This window comes from Nocardia abscessus (assembly GCF_015477775.1).
Lineage (GTDB): Bacteria > Actinomycetota > Actinomycetes > Mycobacteriales > Mycobacteriaceae > Nocardia > Nocardia abscessus_A.
Map to the genome: position 1 here is coordinate 195,463 of NZ_JADLQO010000010.1, position 18,863 is coordinate 214,325.

Below are 18,863 nucleotides of genomic sequence, written 5' to 3' on the forward strand. Positions count from 1 at the left end.
GAAGCGCGTTGCGGCGCGCCGGCCAGGTGGTGTCAGCGCCGGTGTCCGACTTGGTTGGCGACAGCCAGGATGGGGGTGGCTGCGGCCGTGGCGGCTGCTCCGAGCCGGGTGTCGGTGGCCAGTATCCATCGGACGGTCTTCATGGCCAGGGTCAGGACTTCGCTGCCACGGAGGCGCACATCCGCCTCGAATCGGCTGATGGCCACGGTGAGGGTGGTGGTGTCAGCGGCGACCTCACGTAGCTGCTCGACCAGGCTTGCGGCGTCGCGGATGGCGGCACCAGCTCCCATGCCGGCGGTCGGCGGGGTCGCATGGACGGCGTCGCCGAGCGCGGTGATGGATCCGGCCGGCCACGGGGCGAGGTCTTGTACCCGGGACGAGGCCGCATTGAACCGGAACGCGGCCACACTGTCCGGGTCGGCGCGGGCGATCACCTCGAGCGGGCGTTCGCTCCATCCCTGTCGGCGAAACCTGGCCAGCAGCGCGGTCTGTAGCGCGGCACCGCGGGTGTCACGCATCGAGTCGGTATCGGCGGACTCGGGAAACATGGCCCCCCAGATGTAGGTGGGGCCGGTCGTGACCGCCGCCCGAAGCTCGGGTGCGTCGAGTACAGCGTTACCCACCGGGTCGAGGAAACCGACGTAGAGTGCCGCACCCCGTGGGCCGATCGCCAGCCCCGACCGCCGTCCGAGCCGTTGTCGCTCCGCCGGGCTGAGGTCGTCGACGGAGGTTCTCCCGGAAAAGCCGATGATGCCGGCGGGCGAATTGGTGGGGCCTCCGGCCAGGTGACGGGCCACCAGCGAGTGTGTGCCGTCCGCACCCACCAGCAGATCACACTGAACAGGTGACTCGTCGGCGAACATCACCAGCGGACTCCCGTCCTCGGCGCGGCCGATACCGGTGACGGCTCGGCCCATATGGAGATCGTCGCCGACCGCCTCGGCCAGAAGGGTTCGCAGGGTGATGCGGTCGATGTCCACGCTGGTATCGCCGCTGAGGTCTGGACCGTGGCCCAGCAACCGACCGCGCCGATCCCAGAATGCGTCCGGATCCCGCAGCCGCAACGCTGATGCCGACGCCAGCAACCGTTCGAAGACCTCCGGCGCGACGAGCTCCTGCAACGCTGACTGTGCCCGACCGTCGAGTGTGATGTGGTAGCCCCCGGTCGCTGCCACATCGGTGTCACGGTCGAAGACCGTCACGTCGAATCCATGACGACGCAAGCCGGCGGCCAGCGCCAAGCCACCGATCCCGCCTCCGACGATGATGATGCGCATCCTGTTTCGGCTCCTCTTTCTGATGTCGGACAACCTTCGGGTGTGACCTTGCCATCGGTAGTGGACATCGAGTGGCCACGATCGGTCATCATGTGACGGTGGCCGATACCTCACGGCGGGCGCTGCGATTGCTGTCGCTGCTCGCCGCACGCCGACGGTGGTCGCTGAGCGAGCTCGCCGCCCGGCTCGACGTCAGCGAACGCACCGTCCGGCGCGACATCGAGACACTGCGGTTGCTCGACTACCCGGTCACGACCGTCCATGGGCCGGCCGGTGGCTACGAACTGGGCGCCGGTCACACGCTGCCGCCGCTGCTGTTCGACGACGAGCAGGCTCTGGCCGTCGCGGTCGCTCTGCGGACCGTCTCCGGCACTGTCTTCGGCCTGGAACAGGACGCTGCACGGGCACTGGACACGCTCGAGCAGGTGATGCCGACCAGGCTGCGGGCGGCCATGGAGTCATTGCAGCTGACCAGGCTGCAGAATTACTGGGAGTTCCCGGCGCCACCCATCGCCTCGGGTGCGCTCAAGGTAGTGGGCGGCGCGGTACGCCACCACCACGTGCTCGTCGTCGAACCACTGCGTGCCGACGGCACGCGCCCCGATCCTCGCGACGCCGATTTCACCCCTCCACGCCGCGTCGAACCCCACCACCTGGCCGTCTGGGCCGGACGGTGGTACCTGGTCGCCTACGACCTCGCAGACAGCACCTGGCGCGTGCACCGCGTCGACCGCCTCCACCTCCACACGCCGCCCGGCATCCCGTTCACCCCCAGAAACCTGCCGGGCGGCGACGTCGCCCACTTCGTCATGACCAGCCACGACCGAGGCGATACCCCTGCCGCGTGGCCCTGCACGGGAACCGCACGCCTGCACCTGGCGGCCGAGACGGTGGCTCGCTGGGCGCCCGGCGGATCAGTCGTCGAGCACCTCGACCCCCATCACTGTCGCCTCACCATCGGAGCCTGGTCGTGGGCCGGTGTCGCGGGAATTCTCGCCACCTTCGACACCGACCTCACCGACGTGGAACCCCCTGAGTTGGTCGAAGCCTGCCGCCGCCTCATGAAGCGGTGGAAGACCATAGCGAGCACCACCTCTGACAAGTGAGACCGGACAACCAAGTCCCGGTAGGACCAGTCGTGTTCGCGAGACGCGCGTGCCTGTTCTGATCCACGCCCGGGCGCTCCACCCACGGTCGGTGAACGCCGCGACGAGCGGTGCGTAGAAGCGCGAACCGATCGCGATTGCGGGACGTTGAGCACGATCGGGGAGTGGTAGGTTCCGCTGGTCGGATGCACTCGACGCCGCGCTCACTCGACGTTGCCACTTTGTGCGCCTTTTGCGGGGCACCGAAGTGTGCCTACCGGTTTTGCTGCTTTCTCTGCTCGATCGAAAACCCCCTCCGCAGTGGCGACCTTGCGATTAGCGTGGGGTTTGCCATAGTCAGTGAGCTGGGGAGCTACCGATGTCACCGACTGAGCAGACAACCGTCGAGGTCGACCCGGGTGGCCAGCCGGTGATCGTGCCGGTCCCGAGCGTGAACTGATCGGACCAGCAACCCACGAGAACAGCCGGAATCGGGTACACCAGAACCGAGGGAGAGCGCGATGACCGAAATCGAGCCGGTGCTCGAGCCTGAGGCGAGCGAGTTCGCCAAGGCCACTGACAAGCCGCCGTTTCTGTTCCAGTTGCCGCCGGCCGAAGGCCGGAAAATAGTCGACGAGGTCCAGTCGGGTGAGATCGACAAGCCCGAGATCGACGAGGAATGGATCACCGTCGAGGGTGGGCCGACCGGCACGGTGAACGTCCGCATCGTCAAGCCTGCCGGCGCCACGGGGACGCTTCCGGTCGTCTTCTACATTCACGGGGCGGGTTGGGTGTTCGGCAACGCGCACACCCACGACCGGCTGGTGCGCGAACTCGCGGTCGGTGCCGAGGCCGCCGTGGTTTTTCCCGAGTACGACCTGTCGCCGGAGGCGAAGTATCCGACCGCGATCGAGCAGAACTACGCCGCCGCGCAATGGGTGTTCGCCCACGGCGCCGAGAAGGGGCTCGACGCTTCGAAGTTCGCGGTGGTCGGCGACTCGGTGGGCGGCAACATGAGTGCTGTGCTGGCCCTGATGGCCAAGGATCGCGGCGATATTCGCGTCACTCAGCAGGTGCTGCTGTACCCGGTCACCAACGCCGACTTCGACACCGCGTCGTATCACCAGTTCGCCGAGCACTACTTCCTCGCTCGCGAGGGCATGCAGTGGTTCTGGGACCAGTACACCGACAACGACGCGCAGCGCGAGGAGATCTACGCCTCCCCGCTACGAGCCTCGCTCGAGCAGCTGAAGGGCCTGCCGCCGGCGCTGGTGATCACCGGCGAAGCCGATGTCCTGCGTGACGAGGGCGAGGCGTACGCGGCCAAACTCCGCGAGGCCGGTGTGCCGGTCACCCACGTGCGGTTCGGCGGCATCATCCACGACTTCATGATGATCAACTCGATGCGTTCCACCCACGCGGCCACCACCGCCATCAAGCTGACGCAGGACACCCTGCGCATGGCATTGCACTGAACTACGCCGCTGGCCGGCCTTCCCGCTCGACGCCCGCCGGTGTCGACGCGGCGTTCAGGCGCGCCCGTGCTGCCCTGCCCGGCTGGGCCACACAGTACGGCCTCAATGCCGGCGTCTGGACCGGCGACGGCGCCAAGGGCAGGGCCGTCGCCGCCCGCCTGCGCGCAGACACGGTCAACGTCAACGATGCCTACGGTGCTGCCCGGGGAGCGTCGACTCACCGATGGGCGGCATGGGGTACTCGGGTGTGGGTCGCCGCCGCGGAGCCGACGGCCTCCTGATTGCCGAAAGCCAGCGGCCCCGTAGCCTCGGGCCGGCGCCTGACGCCTCGTCTCTCACTGCGTGAAGTCGTCGCGTGGAGTTCGTAACGTAGAGTGCGGTTCCGGGGGACAGGCAGGGACCGCTGTCGGGTGCTGGTCCGGACCGACCTCCTGCGCGCTCCGGAGGCCGCCGGCACGACCGCGTGGCCATGACTGAATCGAGGTCGGTGCCCACGTGGAGGCCGCAGCGAACTCCCCTGACGCGGTGACGTCCTGTTCACCTGACGCGGCGATATCCCGCGACGCGGCGACGACCCGCGACATGTCGCGCCCGGCGCGCCTGCACGCCCACAGCGCCGTCTCCACGGCCCTGGCGCTGCACAGCGATCACGCGTTGCGCGAGCTGGTGGATGCGGCCGCGCCGATCGGCGCCGGTATCGGCGGGAAGTCGGCGCTGCTGGATGTCGCCGGAACCCCGGTCTTCGTGAAGCGAGTGCCCCTCACCGACCTGGAACGGCAGCCGGAGCACGTCCGGTCCACGGCGAACCTGTTCGACATGCCGCTCTTCTGCCAGTACGGCATCGGCCTCATCGGCGGGCCGGGCTTCGGGGCCTGGCGCGAACTCGCCGTGCACACCATGACGACGAACTGGGTGCTCGCCGCCGAACACGAGGGCTTCCCGCTGATGTACCACTGGCGGGTGCTGCGGGACACGACCCCGCTGCCGGAGGAACTCGCCGACGTCGACCGCGCCGTCGCCTACTGGGACGGCCGACCGCAGGTACGCCACCGGATCGAGGCCCTCCGGGACTCTTCGGCGAGCATCGTGCTGTTCCTGGAGTACATCCCGCAGACCCTGCACGAGTGGCTGAACGCCCAGATCGAGGCGGGCGACGAGGCCGCGGACCGGGCCTGCGTCATGGTGGAGCGGGAACTGGCCGCCGGCACCGCGTTCATGAACAGCCGTGGACTGCTGCACCTCGACGCGCACTTCGAGAACATCCTGACCGATGGTCAACGCCTCTACTTCGGCGACTACGGCCTCTCGCTCTCCTCCGGGTTCGACCTCTCGCCGGAGGAGACCGCGTTCTTCGACCAGAACCAGAGCTACGACCGCGGCTACGCCACCACCTACCTGGTGAACTGGCTGGTCACCGCCTTGTACGGGCTCCGGCGGGAGGACAGGGAGGCGCGCGCCACGATGGTGCGCGCCTTCGCCGAGGGCAAGCCGCCGGAGGGCATCCCTGCGGAGGCCGCCACGGTCCTCACCCGGCACGCGCCGATCGCCGCGGCGATGTCGGCGTTCATGCGTGCGTTCCAGCAGGCGAGCCGGAGCACCCCGTACCCGGACGAGGAGATCCGCCGCCTGCTGGGCGGCCAGGCCTCTGTGCTCGCTCAGCCCGTGTGACGGACCGCAAGCGGGTGGGCACGGCGGGAGCCCGGTCACCCTTTTCCCTCCTGCGCAACCGACCGCTCAGCTCCGCAGCTCGCAGATCACCACCGGGATGTCGCGCGCGTGGTTCGCTGCTGATAGTTCGCCTAACCCTTATAAGCAGCGATGATCTGCGGCCAGAGCTCAGCTTTCTCCTGCGGAGTCGCAGTACGTGCGTGCACTTTCGCCGACGGCCGCCGGCTCAGGTGACCGATGTACCGCCGACCGATCGTAGAGCTCCGCCGGAAGTTGACGGCGACAGCGTCCGCTCGGCCGGAACGGGCTTGTGCGGCTTGCTGATCCGAGAGTGATCCCGCGGTAGCGATCTGAAATCTAGCAACGCTAGACAAGATAGCGAGCGAATGCTACCGTTGCTCCAGTTTCTAGCGATGCTAGAATTCAGGAAGGGAAGCCGAAATGCTCGTTGTCACCGGCCAGATCATCGCCGCCGTCGCCGTTCTCGCCAATGCCATCGTCTATGGCACCGATGTCTGCGGGGCCGTGATCACCCGGTCCGTGTACCGCAAGCTCGATGACGCGGCCGTGACCATGAGTGCGGGATGGGGTCACTACTACGGCGACAAGCGCATGCCGGTTGTCGGTGCGGGCGGCATGGTCACCGCGGTGCTCACACTGCTGATCGCACTACTGGCCGGCCGGATCGGCGCCGCTGTCGCGGCAGGGATCACGGTGGCGGCGCTGCTGACCTGGCTCGCCTTCTACGTCCGCATCGCCAAACCGATCAATACCCAGCAGACAGCCGCCGCCCAGAGCGGCATCATTCCGGCCGATGCCCGTGCGCTACAGGACAAGTGGGACAGCATTCTGAAGTACCGGGTCACCCTGCAGTTCATTGCCATTGCTGGACTGTGCGCCGCGCTGATCCTGTTCTGATCTCAGAGCACGGGGTAGGCGGTCTCGCGTAGTACAACTTCCGGCTGATCGCCGGGGGCACACCTGATATCGAATTCACCGAGGAGTGACTGATATGACCTTTACCAGCAATGAACTGCGATTCCTCGAGGAGGCAGGGATCGGTCGGCTGGCCACGGTGTCGCCCGACGGCGTTGTGCAGAACAACCCGACCAGCTATCGGGTGAACGCCGACGGCACGATCGACATCGGGGGCATGCGGATGCGGGCCAGTCGAAAGTACCGCAATGTCGAGGCGGGTAGCCGGGTGTCGTTCGTCGTCGACCAACAGGTTTCATTGGAGCCATACGTCATTCGCGGCATCGAGGTACGCGGCACGGCCGAGGCGCTCGATGACGAGGAGCCACCGTTCCAACCCCAGGAACGCGCGGTCATCCGAATCCACCCCGAACGGATCATCTCCTGGGGCATCGACGGCGGATCCTTCGACTTCACCAGTCGCGGCGCCGAGTAGTCCGGCATCGTGGGCGACCCCACAAGAAAGGCCGTCACCGACGGTCGGTGGTGAGCGAAATGGACCGCGTCGCGAGTGGGACCGGGCACCCCGGCGTCGGTTACGCCGTTGGGAGCGGCGCTGTCCGCCCCCACCCACCCGGGCGATGGAGGGCAACTCCGTGGTAGCCGAGCAGAGGCGAAGCCGCGGTGCCCTGGGCGCTGTCGGAGTCTCAGGACCATGTGGGGCCGAACGGTTTGCCGCGGTAGGAGGGCACCGCAGCCGCGCTGCACCCACGCCGCCGCACACCGATGGTGATCCTGCCGGGGGTATGGAATCCGGTCCGGCGGGGTGGTGGATTTGATCTACTAGATCTCAGAGATTCGCCCTGGACGACGACTACGAGATCAGCGCAGCGTTTACCAACGGTTCGAGGCTCGGTGGCGGTGCGCTCACACAGTGAGGACGCGAACCATGGCTGATTTGACCGAAGGCGCCTACCGGATCATCAACACCGAGTTGAATGTGGCGATAGCGCTGGCCTTCAACGACGACACCCGTGTGAGCGGGATGAATCCTGTTGCGAGCGGCGACCGGCAGTACTGGACGCTTCAGCTGACGGAGGGAGCTGACGGGTTCCGGATCAACAGCACACTGACTCACCTGTGCCTCACCCCGGCCGAGGGCAGCATAGTGCCGCCGCCGATCGCGGTCCGGCCACGTTCAGGGGCCGTCGTCTGGTGCTTCCAGCCTGTTGGCGGATAGGCGCCATGTTCTCGGCTCCTCAGTCGAGACAGAACTCGTTGCCCTCGATGTCCTGCATCACCAGGCACGACTCGTTGACGCCATCGGCGCGCAGTAGTCGCACGCGTACCGCGCCGAGCGCGACCAGTCGTGCGCATTCGGACTCGAGTGCGGCCACGCGCTCGTCACCCACGAGCCCGGTGCCGACCCGCACGTCGAGATGCACCCGATTTTTCACGACCTTTCCCTCGGGCACACGCTGGAAGTACAGGCGCGGGCCCGCACCTGAGGGATCAACACATGCTGAGCCCCGGTGCTCGTAACCCAATACCTCAGACCAGAAACGAGCGACGCGCTCAGGTTCCGCGCAGTCGAAGGTGACTTGGATCTGTTTGACCGACGCCATCGTTCCACCATAGAGATGGAGTCTTACGTCGTGGACGGCGGCAGAGGCCGACGGCGCGTTGATCTTCCGAGGTGCCGCGCCGGCAGTCTCGGTCAGCGCGGTATGCGGCAATGAGCGTCGGCTTCGGGTTCGCCTCAGCCTGGTAACGCTGCCGCCAGCTCGGCACAGAGCGCATCGAGTCCGGATGCGGGGATCCGAGGCGCGTCCGGAGAATCGGCGTCGTGCCACGGTACATCTCGTGCGGTGTCGGACGGTCGGGTGAAGATGTGCTGGTGGAGGTGGACACCGGCCGCGCTCAGGCCCGCCACGAAGGTGAAGACGTGGGCGGGTTCGAGAACTCGGCGCAGGGCACCGATCGACGAGCGGACAGCGCGAGCGAACGCTACTGTCTCAGCCTCGTCGAGCAGATCGAGGGTCGCAACGTGACGACGAGGCTCGACGAACAGGTAGCCCGGCCGGACCCACTCGCCATGGGCGGGCCGGTGGGTCACCACCACGAGGTCGTCGACATGGATCACCGGGCTCACCAGTGGTCCGGTCCCGTTGTGTTTGTCGCAGATCATGCACCCCCGCATGCGGGGACGATACCGCTGCTCCGCCAGCTGGTGCGAGCGCACCTCGAAGTCTCGATTCGGAGCAGGCGCTCACCGTGCAGTCCTCGTTCCCGATGGAGTAGGAGAACGAAACCAACGCCTCTGCGGGACAGCCCGGATGGATTGTCCCGCAAGGGCAGCGCGTCATTTCAGCGGGGCCATCCACGGGACTGCGTTGTGAGCAAAGCTCTGCTTGACCGGCACCAGGTCGGCATGATCGTCCAAGGCCGTGATCGTGACCCCCACCAAGCCGGCTTCATCCCCCTTGGACGCGACCGAGGAACCGCACTTCGGACAGAACCCGCGGCAGATCTGCGGGAAGGTCTCGAACCAGGTCGGTTCCCCGCCCGGACCGGTCCACGCGAATCCTTCCTCCGGGAAAGACACCCACGACATCACCGGGGCGCCTGAAAGCCTCTGGCAGTGCTCGCACGAGCACAGGTGAGGGAAGTCCGGGTCGCCGGTCGCGGAGAACCGGATATTGCCGCAGAGACAGCCGCCGTTCACATCGCTCCTTCTTGCTGGACACCATGTCGTTTCATCCAATGCCGCGGTTGTTGATCAACGACGCCCGACGCTCGGCAAGGCCTCCGCCGTCGCGGCACCGAGCAGGCCCGGTCACTCTGTCACACAGCCGACGGCGAGTTCGCTCGCATAGTGCAGAGAAGTCCTGTGGCTGCGGTGACGTACAGGACAGAACCTGGGAACGAACCACTGCGTTCCTGCCTCTGTTTGTGTCGCGTCCTTACGGGAAATCGGGCCGATTCGTGAGGTGTCCAGATCCATCGAACCGGAGAAGCGTGCCGCCTTCTTCGGCTTCAGCGGTGGCGGAGCTTGTGGGTCGTCGAGCAGCTGAATCGGTGGCGGTAGACGAACGTGACGGTTGGAGGAAGCTAGCGATGAAACGTAGTTCCGACGTCGGCGCCGGAGGTGCGGCTGCGCCTGTTGTCGATTCGGGCAGGTGCGGGCGAGATCCGAACGGCTCGGCGCTCTCTTGGTCACGCTCCGGTCGCACTCGCGGCGATGCTCGCCGTGACCACAGGGCTGGTCGCGGCTTCACCGCCTGCGAGTGCCGATACTGCGTCGATCACCGGTTCCTAGGCCGAGGACGATCGGACCGTGCAGCTGCGGGTGCATTCCGCGGCGATGGGGCAGGACAGCGCGGCGTGGCAGAAGAACACCGGCGTGTCGTGATCGGTTCCACGCTTACCCAACCGGTATAGGTGGCCAAGTCGTAGACACCGAACGGGATCGCGACCTCGACGTCGGGGCCATGAAACAGAAGCTGTGATTCTCGACCTCGACCGGATCACCTTTCGGGCGCCACTGCCCTCCGGCATTGGGCAACCGCCGAGCTGCTCCTTCTTCTTGGCATCGGTGCTGATCACCGGCTGCCTGTCCGGGTGATGCTGCTCGACCTGTTGGCCCTATGCGGCCGTTCCGCGCGCAGAGTGAGCGCGCGGCTTGGCGCGCGACTGCCCTTGCGCCGCATTTCCGTTGCGACGGCCGCTGCCTTGGCGCGGTCCGCCACTGCCCCTGCGCGATCCGCCATTGCCTTGGCGCGGTCCGCCACTGCTACGGTACGGTCCGCCGCTGGTTCGGCGGTCGTCTTCACGTGCCGCCCGCTCGCTGTAGGAGGGCGCGACGAATGGGGCGATCGTGCCGACGAGCTCGGCCACCACGGGCGAGTCGGCGGTGACCCGTTGCGGGGTCACAGTGATCTTGGCCTTGCGCATGAGGTCGGCCAGGTCGCGTCGTTCGCCGGGCAGCACCAGGGTGATCACTTCACCGGAGTTGCCGGCCCGCGCGGTACGGCCCGAACGGTGCAGGTACGCCTTGTGTTCGGCGGGCGGATCGACGTGCACGACCAGCTCGACACCGTCGACGTGCACGCCGCGCGCGGCCACATCGGTCGCCACCAGCACCAGGGCATCACCGGCGGCGAAGACCGCGAGGTTGCGGTCGCGGGCGCCCTGCGAGAGGTTGCCGTGCAGATCGACGGCCGGAATTCCGGCGAGGGTCAGCTGCTTGGCCAGTTTGCGAGCCTGATGTTTGGTGCGCATGAACAGGATTCGCCGACCCGAGCCCGAGGCGAGCCGGTGTACGACCTCGCGCTTGGCTTCGACGCTCGCGGTCTCGAAAACATGATGGGTCATGGCGGCGACCGGAGAGTTCGCCTCATCGACCGAATGCAGCTTGGCATCCGGCAGGAAGCGGCTCACCAGCTTGTTGACGCCGTTATCCAGGGTGGCCGAGAACAGCAGGCGCTGACCGTCATTCGGGGTGGCCGCGAGAATGCGGGTCACGCCTGGCAGGAACCCGAGGTCGGCCATGTGGTCGGCCTCGTCGATCACGGTGACCTCGACGGCATCCAGGGAGATCAGACGTTGGTTCATCAGATCCTCGAGCCGGCCGGGGCAGGCGACGACAATGTCGACACCGGCGCGCAGTGACCGGACCTGCCGGTTCTGCGGGACCCCACCGAAAATCGTGGTGACGGTCATGCGATAGGCCGCGGCGAGGGGTTCCAGCGCGGCCGCGATCTGGGTGGCCAATTCCCGAGTCGGCGCCAGCACCAGGCCGGTCGGGCGGCTCGGTGCGCGTCTACCGGCGAGACCGCCGCCGAGACGGTTGACCATCGGAATGGCGAAGGCCAGCGTCTTGCCGCTGCCGGTCCGGCCACGGCCCAGCACGTCGCGTCCGGCCAGCGAATCGGGCAGGGTGTCGGTCTGGATCGGAAAAGGTTCGGTGATCTTGGCGCGAGTCAACGCCTTCACCAGCGGTGCGCTCACGCCGAGCGCGGCAAAAGAGATGTCAGCAGAACTCATAGGTGTTGCGGTGCCTTTCGGGCATCGGTGGTGCCTGAGCCGTCTGCGAACCTTCCGGGTCCGCGCCGGGGGCACGAAATGGCGAGATTGCCGATGGGCAAAATCGATCGCCGTAAGAAGAGCGGATGCGGCAAGCGCTGGTTGCGAAGCGAATGCGATCTACGACGCTTGGCGTGACATGTCACGCGCCTGACCAACAATAGCCTGTGATGGGCGGTTCGTACTCATCGGGTGAGGTTTCTCGCTCTGGCCAGGGCTGGGCCGCCGGACTCGTGTTCGCCCGCCCTGCGACAGCGGATCCTCGGACACGCCGTCGCCGAGCTGCGTACGGCGCCCGCCGCCGACCCGGTGGCGGTCGAGCTCCGCGTCGCAGGCCGGGCCCGCACGCGGTAGCGCTGTCCGAGGGCCCAGCGGATCAGGACGGCTCGGTATCAGTGCCCCCGCTGATCAGTCAGAGCCAGGCCTTCCTCGGCCTTGACCCGCCGATGCTCGGAGCAGTATCCACGCGATGCCTGAGCCAATTGGCGCCGCAGCGGCGATGGCACCGACAACGGCTTGGTGAAGACCGGCGGCTAGGGGCCGGCAGACGTGTTTCACGACAAGCGGCGCGGCGACCCCCGCCGCCGGGGCGCGGGAGTCCAGTTCGTCGCGCAGGCCGCGGGGGACCGGGCTCCCCGCGGCCACGCCGGGCGCGTCGAGGTCGGCCACAACCCTCGGCCACTCGGCGTCGTCGCGAGTGACCAGCCGAACGCCGAGCTCGTCGGCGCGGTCGAGATCCTGGGCAGCCTGACCGCGCAGGTCACGCGGGACAGCCGCCGCGACATCGCCAGTGGCCAGCCGGGCGGCGGCCTCCTCGACCTCGAGCGTGCGCATCAGCTGACCATGGCCTGCACGGTCTCGTTGTCGGGGTCGTCGGCCAACGCGATCCGAACCGCGGCCAGTGCCCGGTCGCGGTCGCCGTGGACGTAGGCGGTGACCGCGCACAACATCGCGGCTGGTGCGCGGTGCGGGGACGGCAGCGCCCGCACCCGCAACGCCCACAACCACTGCCCGCGCACACCTCTCGCGCTGACGGCGAAGGCATAAAGGCTGTCGCGGACCATGTCGTCGGCCAGCTCGGTATCCGCAACCAGGTCCGGCGGAAGGTCCTCGACACTGTCACCGCGGGGCGCGGCGTAGGGCAGCAGCCCGTGCTCGCCGCCGAACAAGCTCGCCCACGGATGACCCGCGGCAGGGCCGGTCACCGACCACGCACCGAGCGTTCCGACCCGTAGTTCGGCCAGCTGGTCGCGCAACAGGGCCGCCAGCTCGCGGTGTTCGTCGCGGGGAAACGGTGTGTCCGGACTCGGATCATCGATCACGACGACCGCGACCGCGTCCGGGCGATGCTTTGCGCACCAACCGCGGGTGCGGGCCAGGATCGGGACGGTGGCCAGGTGCTCCCGGGTCAGATAGAGATCTTCGCGGCGGACGCATTCGACCGCGATATACGCATCCGGCCAGCACGCCACCTCCCGCAAGCTCATCACCACCAGCGACCGGTGTGGCGGTTTCGGCAACCACGCCAGCGCCTCGGCGATGAATCGGCCGGGATCTCCAACAGAAGACATGACGAACCTCCTCGAAGAAAGGGAAAAGGCGTGCGTCACCACGGAAGACACAACAGGAACGGCACGCATACCGAGCGGCGCGGCCTCGCGCGACGGTGGCGGGACGATGGGCGAGGCGGGAAGGGTTGATGTTCCTGGAGTGGGACGGGCGCATCCACCGTCGCGCCTGGCACCGGGCGAAGCAGCGGGCAGCGGTCTAGTGCCCCGTCAAGCAATCTGGGGGAGGTAATCGGGTCGCCGGAGCTTGGAGTCGACGGCGAACTCGCGTTGGGTTGGGCGTGCTGGTTGTACCAGAGGATGTAGGCACCGATCGCGGCGTCCTGTTCGTCGTGGCTGCGGTGGTCGGTACGTCGGCAGGGGCGCCGATCCGTGGAGGGGGTCGCTTGCCCGCAGAAGCCCCGTCCTTCGGAGAGACTGTCGCTTCCGGTGACATCGTGACCCGGTGGTTTTGGCCGAACCTTGCCCAACGAGCCGCCCGCTCCTCAAGTGGAGCCTTCTGAGCTGGAACATCACCTGGTTGCGACAAGACTTCACGGCTTGAAACGGAATGATCCGTTCTGATAGGGTTCAAACAGAACGAAGCATTCCGTTTCCAAAGGAGATCGCCATGAGCACCATCAAGCCCTTCCGGATCGACATTCCGCAGGCCAAGCTCGACGATCTGGCCGACCGTCTGCGCCGCTCCCTGTGGCCGAGCGAACTGCCCGGCGTCGGCGACTCCTACGGTGTGCCCGAGGATCGGGTGCGCGGCCTTGCGCAGTACTGGCTGGAGACCTTCGACTGGCGGGCGCTCGAGGCGAAGCTGAATGCTTACCCACAGTTCACCACTGAAATCGATGGCGAGAACATCTACTTTCTGCACATCCGGTCAGCTCGCGCGGACGCGCTGCCGGTGGTCCTCACCCACGGCTGGCCCGGTTCGGTGCTCGAGTTCCTCGACGTCATCGAGCCGCTGACCGCGCCGGAGTCCGCTGAGGATCCCGCCTTCCACCTGGTGATTCCGGCGCTGCCCGGCATGGGCTTCTCCGGCCCGACGCACAGCACCGGCTGGACCATGCGGCGCGTCGCCAAGGCCTGGATCGAGCTGATGGATCGGCTCGGTTACCAGCGCTTCGGTGCGATCGGCAATGACGGCGGGTCGATGGTCTCCCCGGAGATCGGTCGCCTGGCGCCGGACCGGGTAGTGGGCGTCCATGTCACACAACTGTTTTCGTTCCCGTCCGGCGATCCGGCCGAGTTCGTCGACCTCTCGCCGGAGGACCTGGCGGCGCTCGAACACCTGAAGTGGTTCCAGAACAACAAGATGGCCTTCAACATCCTGTGCAGCCAGCAGCCGCAGACGCTGGCCTACGCGCTCTCCGATTCGCCGATCGGCCTGCTGGGTTGGAACGCACAGCTTTTCGGTGAGAGTCTCGACGCCGATTTCGTCATCGGCAACGTTGCCCTCTACTGGCTGACCGGCACCGCTGCCTCATCGGTCCGGTACTACTACGAGGAGGCGCACAGCACCGACCGCCCGACCGGCTCGACCACCACCCCCACCGCACTTGCCATGTTCAAGGGTGATTTCCAGTCGATCCGCCGGTTCGCCGAGCGTGACCACAGCAACATCGTCAGCTGGAACTCCTACGACGCAGGCTCGGCGATCGGCGGTCCGAACGACGCCGCAGGCCACTTCGCCGCGCACGAGGCACCCGAATTGCTCGTCGGCGACATCCGGCGGTTCTTCGCCGAAGTCGGCTGAAGTCCGGTCGCGAGAACCGCGAGAACGACGCGGGATCACGCTTTCCCGTGCTGCGCTATGCCCCTAGGAAGATCGCTGGATACGCCATGTCCAGCGGCCGGTTCTGCCATTCGGCCATGCCGTCGATCACCTTGTCGGTAGTAACCGAGATCGCTGCTCGGACACCTCGGCGCCGTAGACTACACGTAGATGCGCGGAGCTCTCATCATGCGTGAATCCTTTGGCAGACAGCGCCATGTTCTCGACGTCCTCGAGTCGGCGCTGCCGTTTCCTGACGATCTGCGGCTCGATTCTGGAGTGCCGGTCGCGCGGGACAACGATCTCTACCGGGCCGACATCGGTGATCACGGTCTTCGAACGAGTCCCATTGCGTGAGTTGCCCCTTTCCACGGCCCGGCAGGATCACCGTGGTCGTAGCCGAGGTGATCGGTGATCTCGCCGTCGAGGGCGGACTCGACCACCAGCTTGGTCAGCTGCAGCGATCCGCCCTCGCCGCTGAGCTGTAGCCCGCTCGCGCCGGCCTGGGCCGCCAACTGGGCCACCAGCTCGGATGCAACATTCAGACGGCCTGTCCGCCGCCTCAGCCGAGGCGGCGGACAGGTTCACGTCGCGATCAAGTCGATCACGAAGACGAGCGTCTCCCCCGGCGCGATGGCGTCCGCGGCGCCTCGGTCGCCGTATGCGAGGTGGGGCGGGATGATCAGCCTCCTGCGGCCGCCGACTCGCATGCCTTGCACACCCTCGTCCCAGCCCTTGATGACCTGCCCGGCGCCCAGTGTGAATGCGAACGGTTCGCCGCTCTCCCAGCTCGAATCGAACTCCGTTCCGGTGGAGAACGTGACGCCCACGTAGTGGACTTCGACGGAATCGCCGTGTTCGGCCTGCGGGCCGTCGCCGTCCCAGATCTCCACGATCACCAATTCGCTCGGCGGCGGGCCAGCGGGGATCTCGATCTCCGGCTTCCGCTGTTTCACTACACCGCGCTCGCCGGGACGACCCAGGAGCCGGGTGATCCACCGCTGCCAGGACTTCTGCTTCATCTCTTCGTCGGACACCGCAACATCATGCCCCAAAACCATTGCGCTGCCGCGAATGCGAGGGTGCGCGGCGTCCACGCGCACGTCGTTGGCCGAGGCGATCGCGACGAACAACTGCACATACGTCGCCCGACATGGACTACGCCACCCTCGAGCACCTTGCCCGGTACCTGGTCGGCTACTTCTGGCGCCGGATCACCGAGATCAACCCGGCCCAGACCGATTTCGTGCTGCCGGAGCCGGTCTATGCGCAGTGACGCGAGTCGATCAACTGGTGCGAGCCGAAGAACGGGGAGCCACCGGCACCGCGGTGGCATCCGCAGAACATCGTCGGCGCGGTGCGCGGGCGCTGAACTGGCCGACATCGTCCGCCGAGCGCGATATCGAGACGATCAGAGCACCGTCTCGAAACCTTGGTAATGAGACAGAGGCACAGCGGGTGCCTGCACAAGCACGCCAGTAACGGCGGTCCAGGTTGCCATCGCGCCCGAAGTCGAGAGATACGGATCGGGCAAGCCGACAACTCCGCTGAACAGCGGTGTCGATTTGCGTAGTGCAGATAAGCCTGTATACGGTGCCCGATGCTGCCGATCAACCCGAAAATGCTTGCGCGCTTGGACGATATCGAAACCGATCTGATCGCTCGGCGCGCCCGCGCCGAGCGTGAGGCTGGGCGGGGGAGATCGAAGGCATCGACCTGACGTTGGCCTGCCCGCGGCAGAAGCGCGAGCAGACCATGCGGCTGCCGCGGTTGTCGACCCCGGGCACGACGATGATCGCCCTGTCCCCGACGAGGCCGCCGCCCAGGGCGTGAGGAGTGCTGCACGTCGGGTTCGGGCAGGTCAGTCAGTCGGTACGCTCGGTGGCTCACCCGTGCGTGGAGTCACTGGGCGCTTACGACCCACTCCTGCCGCTCATTCCAGAGGGCGGATCCCATCAAGGATGAGGGCGGTGACGCGATCGGCGACGTCGGGGGTATGAGTTCGGGTGGCCTGGCAGGCGACGATAATCGCCTTGGCTTCTCGTACGGTCAGATCAGAGCGGACGGTCCCGGCGTGTTTCGCGGCGGTGGGGAGTTCGCCGAGTAGACCCATGAACCGAGCTTCGGTATCTGGGGCAACGGTGTCGATGTCGATCCCGTCGCCGCGATTGCCTGGGACAATCCCTGATCGGCAGCGCCCCAGTGCAACGCCATCGCGCGGATGAACTCCCGCAGCGCCTGCCCTGGGTCGTCCTCATCGAGCAGTGCGCGCCCCTCGGCGACGATTTGGGTCAGGCGATAATCGATCACGGCAGCGAACAGCGCGTTCTTCGTGGGGAAGTGCCGGTAGACGGTGCCCGCACCAACCCCGGCGCGGCGCGCGATCTCATCGATGGGGATCGACAACCCCTCGGCGGCGAAACTCTGGTAGGCGGCCTCGAGGACTGCCTCCCGGTTACGTATCGCGTCCGCACGCAGCGGTTTGGGCTTGTCGGTCACGTGGATCACCTCCCGCACGCCGACAAACGGGGCACACGCTCCGTATAGTTGAAATATAAGCGGAGTGATCATTCCGCTTGTCTCATGCTATCCAGGAGGAATCCCATGGCGAAGTGGACCACCACCGACATCCGTGACCAGTCCGGACGCACCGCCGTCGTCACCGGCGCGAATTCCGGGCTGGGATTCGAAACGGCCACCGCACTGGCCGCCAAAGGCGCACACGTCGTGCTCGCCGTACGCAACCTGGACAAAGGCAAGGCCGCCGCGGACCGGATCACCGCCGCAACGCCCAACGCGTGTCGGGCACCGCATCCGCTCGGCGATCCACTTCGATGACCTGAACTTCGATCACGGCTACAGCCGCCTGGCCGCGTACGGTCAATCCAAGCTCGCCAACCTGCTGTTCACCTGCGAACTCCAGCGCCGCCTGGCCGCCTCCGGTCAGGAGGCGATCGCGGTCGCCGCCCACCCCGGCGGATCGAACACCGAACTGGGCCGACACCTGCCCGCGGTGATCGAGGTTCCCGCGATGAAGCTGTTCTCCCAATCCGCGGCGATGGGCGCGTTGCCGACCCTGCGTGCGGCGACCGACCCCGGTGTGACGGGCGGGCAGTACTACGGCCCCGACGGGCTCGGAGGCCTGCGCGGCCACCCGAAGCCGGTTTCGTCGAGCAACCAGTCCTACGACCCCGAGCTGGCGCGACGGTTGTGGCAGGTCTCCGAAGACCTGACCGGCGTCAGCTACCTCGGCTGACCGATTCACCCGCACTCCACCGAAACAGGAACCCCGATGCGCATCATCGTCTTCGGCGCCACCGGCATGGTCGGCCAGGGCGTACTGCAAGCCTGCCTGCTCGACGACACGGTCACCGACGTGCTGGTGATCGGCCGCTCCGCCACCGGCCGCGCCCACCCCAAGCTGCGCGAGATCCACCACGCCGACTTCACCGACTTCACCCCGATCCAGGACAGATTGTCCGGCTACGACGCATGCTTGTTCTGCCTCGGCACATCCGCGGTCGGCATGAGCGAAACCGACTACCGCACCATCACCTACGACTACACCCTCGCCACGGCCCGCGCCCTGCTGGACGCCAACCCCGAACTGGTGTTCTGCTATGTCTCCGGCGCCGGAACCGACAGCACCGGCACATCGCGCATGATGTGGGCGCGGGTGAAGGGCGAGACGGAGAACGCGCTGCTCGTCCTGTCCGAACGGGCCTGCATGTTCCGGCCCGCGTTCATCGTGCCCCTGTCCGGAACCCAGGCCAAGACCAAGGCCTATGTCGCGCTGTACCGGGTGGTGACACCGCTCTACCCGCTGTTGCGACGGATCATCCCCGGCCATGTCACGACAAGCCTGCGCTTGGGGCAGGCCATGCTCGCCGTCACCCGCGGCGAGGTCCGGGAACGAGTCCTGGACACCGCCGGGATCAACGCCGCCGGTTCCTGATGCGCGCCGTCGGGCAGCCTAACCGGAACGGCTGGGCCCTGGCATGCGCTGTGCTCGCATGCCGGGCCCC

Annotated in this window: 18 protein-coding genes and 4 pseudogenes; 11 read left to right on the forward strand and 11 right to left on the reverse strand. The window is 66.9% G+C overall.

Annotated features, from left to right (window positions below; genetic code table 11):
• Window positions 1-32: 32 nt before the first annotated feature.
• Complete coding sequence (locus tag IU450_RS24525) at window positions 33-1,277, reverse strand: FAD-dependent oxidoreductase (protein ID WP_195152091.1); 1,245 nt, start codon at window positions 1,275-1,277, stop codon at window positions 33-35.
• A gap of 98 nt (window positions 1,278-1,375) precedes the next feature.
• On the opposite strand from IU450_RS24525, the gene IU450_RS24530 reads away from it, so the two are divergent.
• The 6 genes from IU450_RS24530 to IU450_RS24555 all read left to right on the forward strand — a co-directional run bounded on the left by IU450_RS24530 (window position 1,376) and on the right by IU450_RS24555 (window position 7,660).
• Window positions 1,376-2,383: a helix-turn-helix transcriptional regulator gene (locus tag IU450_RS24530; RefSeq protein WP_195152092.1), complete on the forward strand. Its 1,008-nt coding sequence runs from the start codon at window positions 1,376-1,378 to the stop codon at window positions 2,381-2,383.
• Between the two features lie 500 nt (window positions 2,384-2,883).
• Window positions 2,884-3,837, forward strand: coding sequence for an alpha/beta hydrolase (locus IU450_RS24535; RefSeq protein WP_195152093.1), 954 nt, complete (start codon window positions 2,884-2,886; stop codon window positions 3,835-3,837).
• Between the two features lie 495 nt (window positions 3,838-4,332).
• Window positions 4,333-5,505, forward strand: coding sequence for a protein kinase family protein (locus IU450_RS24540; protein WP_324197802.1), 1,173 nt, complete (start codon window positions 4,333-4,335; stop codon window positions 5,503-5,505).
• A 441-nt stretch (window positions 5,506-5,946) separates the two neighbouring features.
• Complete coding sequence (locus IU450_RS24545) at window positions 5,947-6,423, forward strand: DUF1772 domain-containing protein (RefSeq protein WP_195152094.1); 477 nt, start codon at window positions 5,947-5,949, stop codon at window positions 6,421-6,423.
• Window positions 6,424-6,517: 94 nt separating this feature from the next.
• Complete coding sequence (locus tag IU450_RS24550) at window positions 6,518-6,916, forward strand: PPOX class F420-dependent oxidoreductase (RefSeq protein ID WP_195152095.1); 399 nt, start codon at window positions 6,518-6,520, stop codon at window positions 6,914-6,916.
• 453 nt (window positions 6,917-7,369) lie between these two features.
• Entirely contained in the window at window positions 7,370-7,660 is a 291-nt protein-coding gene (locus tag IU450_RS24555) for a hypothetical protein (protein ID WP_195152096.1), read from the forward strand.
• 19 nt (window positions 7,661-7,679) lie between these two features.
• On the opposite strand, the gene IU450_RS24560 is transcribed toward IU450_RS24555, so the two are convergent.
• The 5 genes and pseudogenes from IU450_RS24560 to IU450_RS24575 form a co-directional block, all read right to left on the reverse strand.
• Window positions 7,680-8,045 (reverse strand): VOC family protein, encoded by a 366-nt coding sequence (locus IU450_RS24560; RefSeq protein WP_195152188.1) that lies wholly within the window; start codon window positions 8,043-8,045, stop codon window positions 7,680-7,682.
• Between the two features lie 134 nt (window positions 8,046-8,179).
• On the reverse strand, window positions 8,180-8,620 hold the full coding sequence (locus IU450_RS24565) for an HIT family protein (protein WP_228835033.1): 441 nt from the start codon (window positions 8,618-8,620) through the stop codon (window positions 8,180-8,182).
• Window positions 8,621-8,782: 162 nt separating this feature from the next.
• Window positions 8,783-9,145: a GFA family protein gene (locus IU450_RS40640; protein ID WP_324197803.1), complete on the reverse strand. Its 363-nt coding sequence runs from the start codon at window positions 9,143-9,145 to the stop codon at window positions 8,783-8,785.
• A 668-nt stretch (window positions 9,146-9,813) separates the two neighbouring features.
• Window positions 9,814-10,062, reverse strand: a pseudogene (locus tag IU450_RS39960) (ISAzo13-like element transposase-related protein); the annotation flags it as partial.
• A gap of 3 nt (window positions 10,063-10,065) precedes the next feature.
• Window positions 10,066-11,466, reverse strand: coding sequence for a DEAD/DEAH box helicase (locus IU450_RS24575; protein ID WP_195152098.1), 1,401 nt, complete (start codon window positions 11,464-11,466; stop codon window positions 10,066-10,068).
• 231 nt (window positions 11,467-11,697) lie between these two features.
• Here IU450_RS24575 and IU450_RS24580 point away from each other — a divergent pair, with 231 nt between their 5' ends.
• Complete coding sequence (locus IU450_RS24580) at window positions 11,698-11,859, forward strand: hypothetical protein (protein WP_195152099.1); 162 nt, start codon at window positions 11,698-11,700, stop codon at window positions 11,857-11,859.
• Window positions 11,860-11,913: 54 nt separating this feature from the next.
• Here IU450_RS24580 and IU450_RS24585 read toward each other — a convergent pair whose 3' ends face one another.
• Together IU450_RS24585 and IU450_RS24590 are read right to left on the reverse strand one after the other, a co-directional pair.
• Window positions 11,914-12,339 (reverse strand): hypothetical protein, encoded by a 426-nt coding sequence (locus IU450_RS24585; RefSeq protein ID WP_195152100.1) that lies wholly within the window; start codon window positions 12,337-12,339, stop codon window positions 11,914-11,916.
• Entirely contained in the window at window positions 12,339-13,076 is a 738-nt protein-coding gene (locus IU450_RS24590) for a DUF4192 family protein (RefSeq protein WP_195152101.1), read from the reverse strand. The genes IU450_RS24585 and IU450_RS24590 overlap by 1 nt, the downstream gene beginning before the upstream one ends.
• 607 nt (window positions 13,077-13,683) lie before the next feature.
• Between IU450_RS24590 and IU450_RS24595 the strand changes: the two genes are divergently transcribed.
• Window positions 13,684-14,820: an epoxide hydrolase family protein gene (locus tag IU450_RS24595; protein ID WP_195152102.1), complete on the forward strand. Its 1,137-nt coding sequence runs from the start codon at window positions 13,684-13,686 to the stop codon at window positions 14,818-14,820.
• Between the two features lie 64 nt (window positions 14,821-14,884).
• Here IU450_RS24595 and IU450_RS41350 read toward each other — a convergent pair.
• Window positions 14,885-15,365 (reverse strand): annotated as a pseudogene (locus tag IU450_RS41350) (transposase); the annotation flags it as partial.
• Between the two features lie 57 nt (window positions 15,366-15,422).
• A complete protein-coding gene (locus tag IU450_RS24605; RefSeq protein WP_195152190.1) occupies window positions 15,423-15,794 on the reverse strand; it encodes an FKBP-type peptidyl-prolyl cis-trans isomerase in 372 nt (123 codons plus the stop codon).
• Between the two features lie 197 nt (window positions 15,795-15,991).
• Here IU450_RS24605 and IU450_RS40645 point away from each other — a divergent pair, with 197 nt between their 5' ends.
• A complete protein-coding gene (locus IU450_RS40645; RefSeq protein ID WP_267470595.1) occupies window positions 15,992-16,114 on the forward strand; it encodes a hypothetical protein in 123 nt (40 codons plus the stop codon).
• Between the two features lie 657 nt (window positions 16,115-16,771).
• Here the strand turns inward: IU450_RS40645 and IU450_RS24610 are convergent.
• Window positions 16,772-17,337, reverse strand: a pseudogene (locus tag IU450_RS24610) (TetR/AcrR family transcriptional regulator).
• 84 nt (window positions 17,338-17,421) lie between these two features.
• On the opposite strand from IU450_RS24610, the pseudogene IU450_RS24615 reads away from it, so the two are divergent.
• Together IU450_RS24615 and IU450_RS24620 are read left to right on the forward strand one after the other, a co-directional pair.
• A pseudogene (locus IU450_RS24615) lies at window positions 17,422-18,094 on the forward strand (SDR family NAD(P)-dependent oxidoreductase).
• A 36-nt stretch (window positions 18,095-18,130) separates the two neighbouring features.
• On the forward strand, window positions 18,131-18,793 hold the full coding sequence (locus IU450_RS24620; protein ID WP_195152103.1) for an NAD-dependent epimerase/dehydratase family protein: 663 nt from the start codon (window positions 18,131-18,133) through the stop codon (window positions 18,791-18,793).
• Window positions 18,794-18,863 lie beyond the last annotated feature (70 nt).

Bases quoted from the DNA above. Each gene is read 5' to 3' on its own strand.
- IU450_RS24590 (WP_195152101.1), bottom strand. From the start codon at position 13,076: ATGTCTTCTGTTGGAGATCCCGGCCGATTCATCGCCGAGGCGCTGGCG.
- IU450_RS24535 (WP_195152093.1), top strand. From the start codon at position 2,884: ATGACCGAAATCGAGCCGGTGCTCGAGCCTGAGGCGAGCGAGTTCGCC.
- IU450_RS40645 (WP_267470595.1), top strand. From the start codon at position 15,992: ATGGACTACGCCACCCTCGAGCACCTTGCCCGGTACCTGGTCGGCTAC.
- IU450_RS24595 (WP_195152102.1), top strand. From the start codon at position 13,684: ATGAGCACCATCAAGCCCTTCCGGATCGACATTCCGCAGGCCAAGCTC.
- IU450_RS24575 (WP_195152098.1), bottom strand. From the start codon at position 11,466: ATGAGTTCTGCTGACATCTCTTTTGCCGCGCTCGGCGTGAGCGCACCG.
- IU450_RS24620 (WP_195152103.1), top strand. From the start codon at position 18,131: ATGCGCATCATCGTCTTCGGCGCCACCGGCATGGTCGGCCAGGGCGTA.
- IU450_RS24550 (WP_195152095.1), top strand. From the start codon at position 6,518: ATGACCTTTACCAGCAATGAACTGCGATTCCTCGAGGAGGCAGGGATC.
- IU450_RS24525 (WP_195152091.1), bottom strand. From the start codon at position 1,277: ATGCGCATCATCATCGTCGGAGGCGGGATCGGTGGCTTGGCGCTGGCC.
- IU450_RS24555 (WP_195152096.1), top strand. From the start codon at position 7,370: ATGGCTGATTTGACCGAAGGCGCCTACCGGATCATCAACACCGAGTTG.
- IU450_RS24585 (WP_195152100.1), bottom strand. From the start codon at position 12,339: ATGCGCACGCTCGAGGTCGAGGAGGCCGCCGCCCGGCTGGCCACTGGC.
- IU450_RS24565 (WP_228835033.1), bottom strand. From the start codon at position 8,620: ATGCGGGGGTGCATGATCTGCGACAAACACAACGGGACCGGACCACTG.
- IU450_RS24545 (WP_195152094.1), top strand. From the start codon at position 5,947: ATGCTCGTTGTCACCGGCCAGATCATCGCCGCCGTCGCCGTTCTCGCC.
- IU450_RS24560 (WP_195152188.1), bottom strand. From the start codon at position 8,045: ATGGCGTCGGTCAAACAGATCCAAGTCACCTTCGACTGCGCGGAACCT.